The organism is Streptomyces sp. NPDC012637, from assembly GCF_042954805.1.
Lineage (GTDB): Bacteria > Actinomycetota > Actinomycetes > Streptomycetales > Streptomycetaceae > Streptomyces.
In genome coordinates, this window is sequence record NZ_JBIBDS010000023.1 from 1 (window position 1) to 6,510 (window position 6,510).

The window sequence follows — 6,510 nt, forward strand, 5'->3', positions numbered from 1 at the left end:
AGTGCGGTGAGTTCGGTGGCGAGGGTGTCGGCGCCGGGGGCGTCGGGTCCGCGGCGGCTGGTGAGGACGAGGTGACGCGCGCCGTGCTTCGTCACCAGGTGACGGGCCAGCATGCTGCCCAGGACGCCCGTGCCTCCCGTGATCAGCACCGTCCCCTCAGGGTCCGGCGGAGCCGGCAGCGTCAGGACCGCCTTGCCCGTGTGCCGGGCCTGGCTCAGGTAGCGCAGCGCCTCCGGCGCGTGGCTCACGTCCCACGCGGTCACCGGCAGCCGCCGCAGCTCCCCGGACTCGAACAGCCGCACCAGCTCGACCAGCATCTCCTGGACCCGCTCGGGCTCCACCCGCATCAGGTCGTACGCGGTGTACGACACGCCCGCGTACCGTTCCCGCACCTCGGCCTCGTCGCGGATGTCGGTCTTGCCCATCTCCAGGAACCGGCCGCCCGGCGCGAGCAGCCGCAGCGACGCGTCCACGAACTCCTGGGCCAGCGAGTTCAGCACCACGTCGAAGCCCCGGCCGCCGGTGGCGGCCCGGTACTGCTCCTCGAAGTCGAGCGTGCGGGTCGAGGCGATCCGGTCCTCGGCCACGCCCAGTGAACGCAGCACGTCCCACTTGGGCCTGCTCGCCGTGCCGTAGACCTCCAGGCCCCAGTGGTGTGCGAGCTGCAGCGCGGCCATGCCCACACCGCCGGTCGCCGCGTGCACGAGCAGCGACTCGCCCGGGCGCACCTTCGCCAGGTCCTCCAGGCCGTAGTACGCGGTGAGGAACACGACCGGGATCACCGAGGCGTCCGTGAACGTCCAGCCCTGCGGCATCCGGGTCACCCAGCGGTGGTCGGTGACCGCCACCGGCCCGATCGCACCCAGCGGGAACAGGCCCATGACCCGGTCGCCTACCGCCACCGAGGTCACGCCCGGCCCCGTCTCCAGGACGACGCCGGCCGCCTCTCCGCCGATCCGCGCCTCGTCGCCCGGGTACATCCCGAGGCCCACGAGCACGTCACGGAAGTTCAGACCCGCGGCCCGCACCTGGACCCGCACCTCGCCGTGGCCCAGCGGCGCGCCCGCCTCCGGCGCGGGCAGCAGCGCCAGATTGCCCAGGGTGCCGGAGCTGTGCACGTCGAGCCGCCAGTACGGGGTGTCCTTCGGCGGCACGAGCACCTCGGGCGCCCGGTCGGCCCGCACCAGGCGGGGCGCGTAGGCACCGCCGTCGCGCACCGCGAGCTGGTGCTCGTCCCCGGCGAGCAGCGCCGACACCGCCGCGGCCAGCCCGTCCGTACGCTCCTTGACGACGTCGTCGACGTCCAACAGGCCGAACCTGTCCGGGTGTTCCGTGCGCGCGGCGCGCAGCAGGCCCCACACGGCGGACGCGGCCAGATCCCGGATCTCGGGCCCGGGCCTGGCGGCCACGGCGCCGCGGGTCACGGCCACGAACCGCGGCTCCGCCGCGGCACCGGCCGGCCACTCCCACTCCAGCCAGTCCTGCGTCAGTTCGAGCGCCCGGGTGCTCAACGCCTGTACCCGCGAAGGGAGTTCGAGAGCCGAGGCCGTGTCGTCCGTGGCCGGGGTCTCGTCCAGGAAGGTGGCGAGCACGACACCGGGGGTCTCGGCGCCCGCCGCGACGGCCGCGTGCAGCGCGGCGGCGTCGGCGTGGGCCGGCGCGCCGAGCGCCTCGGCCAGGCCCAGCGGGTCCGGGCCGAGGACGGCGACGGCCTTCGGCGCCGCGGCCGCCGTACCGGCCGTGGGCAGCGGCTTCCAGTCGACCAGGTGCAGCGGGGTCCGCCCGGCACCCGGCCCTTCCGCGCCGGCCGAGAGGTCGGCCAGGGCGCCCGCCCGCGCGGTCACGGCGGACACCGTGGCGACCGGAGCGCCGGCCGGGTCGGTCAGCAGCAGCCGTACGGTGTCCCCGCCGGTCCGGGTCAGCCGCAGCCGCACCCGGGTCGCCTCCACGGCGTGCAGGGTCACGCCCCGCCAGCTGAAGGGCAGCAGCACGCTCCCGGCGTCCTCGCCCATGACCTCGCGCGCCCACGGGTGGAGCGCGGCGTCGAGGAGGGCGGGGTGAAGGGTGTGCCCCGCGGCGTCGACGCCCTCGGGGAGCTCGATCTCGGCGTACAGGTCGTCGCCGTCGCGCCAGAGCGAGGTCAGGCCCTGGAAGGCGGGCCCGTAGGTGTAGCCGTGGGCGTGCAGCTCCTCGTACGCGCCCGTGAGGTCGACGCGCTCGCCCGGCGGCGGCCACGGCAGCTCCTCGGGCGCGTCGACCGCGTCCGAGAGGGTGCCCGACGCGTGCCGGGTCCAGGACTCGGCGTCGTCCGTGCGCGAGTGCACGGCGACCGTCCGGCTGCCGTCGCCGGCCGCGGGCCCGACCGTGACGTGCAGGGTCACCGGCGTGTCCGCGCGCAGCAGCAGCGGGGACTCGAGGGTGAGTTCCTCCAGCGTGGGCGTGTCGGTGTGGCCGGCGGCGTGGAGGGCGAGGTCGGCGAGGGCCGTGCCGGGAAGCAGGGTGGTGCCGGCGATGGTGTGGTCGGCGAGCCAGGCGTGGGTACGCGTCGAGATCCGGCCGGTGAACACCAGCTGGTCGCTGTCGGCCAGCGCCACCAGGGCGCCGAGCAGCGGGTGCTCGGAGGCCGCGAGTCCCGCGGACGCGACGTCCGTCGTCACGGCGCCGGGCGACAGCCAGAAGCGCTCGCGCTGGAACGCGTAGGTGGGCAGGCCCTCCACGGACGGCACCGGGGCCTGGGGCCGCCAGGTGGCCGGCGTGTGGCCCGCGGTGTGCAGGCGGGCGAGCGCGGTCGCGAGGGTCGTGGACTCGGGCGCGTTCTTGCGCAGCGTCGGCGCGAGAACGGCCGGCTCGGTGAGCGAGTCCTGGGCGAGCGCCGTGAGCGTCGCGTCCGGCCCGAGCTCCAGGAACCGGCTGGTGCCGGTCGACTCCAGGTGCCGGATGCCGGGGTGGAAGCGGACGGCCCGGCGGATGTGGTTCGCCCAGTAGGCCGGGGTGACCAGGTCGTCGCCGGTGGCCGGCAGACCGGTCACGTTGGAGATCACCGGGATCTTCGGCGCGTGGAAGGTCAGGCCCTCGATCGCCTTGCGGAAGTCGCCGAGGACCTCGTCCATGTGCGCCGAGTGGAAGGCGTGACTGACCGTCAGGCGCGTGGTCTTGCGGCCGAGCTTCGCGAAGTGCTGCGCCACCGCCTCGGCCGCGTCCTGCGCGCCGGAGATCACCGTGGCCTCCGGGCCGTTCACGGCCGCGACGTCCAGATCGCCCTCGACGCCGACGAGGGCCTCCCGCACCTCCTCCTCCGAGGCGCGCACGGCGAGCATCGCGCCGTCGCCGCGGGCGGCCTGCATCAGCCGCCCGCGGACCGCGACCAGCGTGACGGCGTCGGGCAGGTCCAGGACGCCGGCGGCGTGCGCGGCGGCGATCTCGCCGATCGAGTGGCCGATCAGCGCGTCGGGGACCAGACCGTGGTGCTCCAGGGTCCGGTAGAGCGCGGTCTGCAGGGTGAAGAGCGCGGCCTGCGCGTACTGCGTCCGGTTGAGCGTCGCCGCGTCCTGGCCCCACATCACCTCGTGCAGCGGCCGGTCCAGGATCGCGTCGAAGCGGTCGCACACCTCGTGGAAGGCGGCGGCGAACACCGGGTGGGACTCGTACAGTTCGCGGCCCATGCCGAGGCGCTGGCTGCCCTGGCCGGTGAACAGGAACGCCGTCTTTCCGGTGAGCGCGGTGCCGGTGGTCAGACCGGCGGCCTCGCCGCCCTCGGCGAGGGCGTCCAGGGCGGTGAGCAGCGCCTCGCGGTCGCCCGCCGCGTCCACGACGGCGCGGTGGTCGAAGCGGGCACGGGCCGCGAGCGCGCCCGCGACCTCCTGCGGCGGCGCGTCCGGGTGCTCGGTCGCGAACGTGTGCAGGCGGCGCGCCTGCTCCTTCAGGGCCTGCTCCGACCTGGCCGACAACAGCCAGGGCAGGTCCGGGAGTCCGGCGGTCTCCTCGGCGGACTCCCGGGCGTCGGCCGGGCCGGCGTCCGCGCCGCCGGCGGTGGCCCGGGGGCCCTTGGCGTCCGCCGCGTCCTGGCGGGCGGGCTCGCCGTCGGGCTGCTCCGCGTGCTGCTCGGCGGTCCGCTCCGTCGCCTGCTCGATCACGACGTGCGCGTTGGTGCCGCTGATGCCGAACGACGACACGGCGGCCCGCAGCGGGGTCTCGTCGGCGGCCGTCCAGGGCTGCTCCTCGGTGAGCAGCCGCACGGTGCCCGCCGACCAGTCGACGTGGTCCGTCGGCCGGTCGACGTGCAGCGTGCGCGGCAGCCTGCCGTTGCGCATCGCCATCACCATCTTGATGACGCCGCCGACGCCCGCGGCGGCCTGCGTGTGGCCGATGTTCGACTTCAACGAGCCGAGCCAGAGCGGGCGTTCCGCGTCGCGCTCGCGCCCGTACGTGTTGATCAGGGCCTGCGCCTCGATCGGGTCGCCCAGCGTCGTGCCGGTGCCGTGCGCCTCGACCGCGTCGACCTGGTCGGACGTCAGCTGCGCGTTGGCGAGCGCCTGGCGGATCACCCGCTCCTGGGACGGGCCGTTCGGCGCCGTCAGCCGGCCGCTCGCGCCGTCCTGGTTGGTCGCGGTGCCGCGCACGACGGCGAGGACCGGGTGGCCGTTGCGGACGGCGTCGGAGAGCCGCTCGACGAGCAGCAGGCCGACGCCCTCGCTCCAGCCGGTGCCGTCGGCCGTGGCGGAGAAGGCCTTGCAACGGCCGTCGGCGGACAGCCCGCGCTGCCGGCTGAACTCCACGAACGTGTTGGGCGTGGCCATCACCGTCGCACCGCCCGCGAGGGCGAGCGAGCACTCGCCCTGCCGCAGCGACTGCACCGCGAGGTGCAGGGCCACCAGGGACGAGGAGCAGGCGGTGTCCACGGACACCGCGGGGCCTTCGAGACCGTAGACGTAGGCGAGGCGGCCCGAGGCCACGCTGCCCAGGCTGCCGCTGGCCAGATAGCCCTCGTACTCCTCGGGCGCCGGCCGCAGCCGCGAGGCGTAGTCGTTGTACATCACCCCGGCGAAGACTCCGGTGTCGCTGCCGCGCAGGGTCGTCGGGTCGATCCCCGCCCGCTCGAACGCCTCCCAGGCCGTCTCCAGGAGCAGCCGCTGCTGCGGGTCGGTGGCCATCGCCTCGCGCGGGCTCAGCCCGAAGAAGGACGCGTCCGCCTGCGCCGCCTCGTACAGGAACCCGCCCCGGGCGGTCGTCGACTTGCCGACGGCCTCCGGGTCCGGGTCGTACAGGTCCTCGTCCCAGCCGCGGTCGTCCGGGAAGGGCCCGATGGCGTCGGTGCCCTCGCTGACCAGCTTCCACAGGTCCTCGGGCGAGGACACCCCGCCCGGGTAGCGGCAGGCCATGCCGACGATCGCGATCGGCTCGTGCCGGGCCTGCTCGATCTCCGAGATCCGGCGCCGGGCCAGCCTCAGGTCGGTGGTCGCCCGCTTGAGGTAGTCGCGGAGCCTGTCTTCGTTGTTCGCCACGTTCGCCACGGGAGCGTTGTTCGCCACGGGAGCTCAACCTTCACTGCTGTCGAAAAGAGGGATGGACGGGACGGCGCCGGGCGCCGGGGCGGAGATCAGGACAGGCCGAGCTCCTTGTCGAGGGCTTCGAAGAGCTCGTCGTCGGTCGCGGAGTCGAGGTCGTCGGCCGCCGGCTCCGCGAGGGAGGCGGTCAGTCCGTGCCAGCCCTGCAGCACGGACTGCAGCCGCTGGGTGATCTCGGCCGCCTCCGCGGCGTCCCCGGCCGCGGTGCCGGCCGAGTGCTGCCGCAGCAGCTCCTCGAGCCGCTCGATCGCCTCCAGGGGACCGGCCGGGCCCGCGGGCCCCGCCGGACCGGCCGTCACGGCCAGCTCGCCGAGCAGGTGCCGGGCGAGCGCCGCCGGCGTCGGGTGGTCGAAGACCACCGTCGTCGGCAGCCGCAGCCCCGTCACCCCGTTGAGCCGGTTGCGGAACTCCACCGCCGTCAGCGAGTCGAAGCCCAGGTCCAGCAGCCCGCGTTCGGCGTCGATCCGGTCCGGCGAGCCGTGCCCGAGGACCGCCGCCACGTGCTCCCGCACCAGACCGAGCACCAGCTCCTCGCGCCCCTCCGCCGGCGTCGCCGCCAGCCTGTCGGCGAGGGGCACCGCACCGCCGGCCGCCCGGGCGCCCGGCCCGGCCGCGGCACTGCGCCGCGCCGGTCCGCCGCGCACCAGGCCGAGCAGCGGCTCCGGGCCGGTACCGGCGGCCGCGAGGGTCCGCAGGGCGTTCAGGTCGAGCCGGGCCGGGTAGAGCAGCGGCTCCGCCGAGCCGAGCGCCGTGTCCAGCATCCGCAGCGCCTCCTCCGGAGGCATCGGCACGATCCCGGAGCGGCGCAGCCGCGCGAGGTCCGTCGCGGTCAGCCGCTCGCCCATGCCGCCCTCGTCCCAGAGTCCCCAGGCGAGGCTGGTGGCGGGTTGTCCGTGGGTGTGGCGGTGGTGGGCGAGGGCGTCGAGGAAGGTGTTGGCGGCGGCGT

Annotated in this window: 1 protein-coding gene and 1 pseudogene; both read right to left on the reverse strand. The window is 75.5% G+C overall.

Going from position 1 to position 6,510, the window contains the following annotated elements:
- Positions 1 to 5,480 (reverse strand): annotated as a pseudogene (locus ACFY8W_RS37970) (beta-ketoacyl synthase N-terminal-like domain-containing protein); the annotation flags it as partial.
- Between the two features lie 116 nt (positions 5,481 to 5,596).
- A partial coding sequence (locus tag ACFY8W_RS37975; RefSeq protein ID WP_391115745.1) for a phosphopantetheine-binding protein occupies positions 5,597 to 6,510 on the reverse strand: 914 nt, incomplete at its 5' end.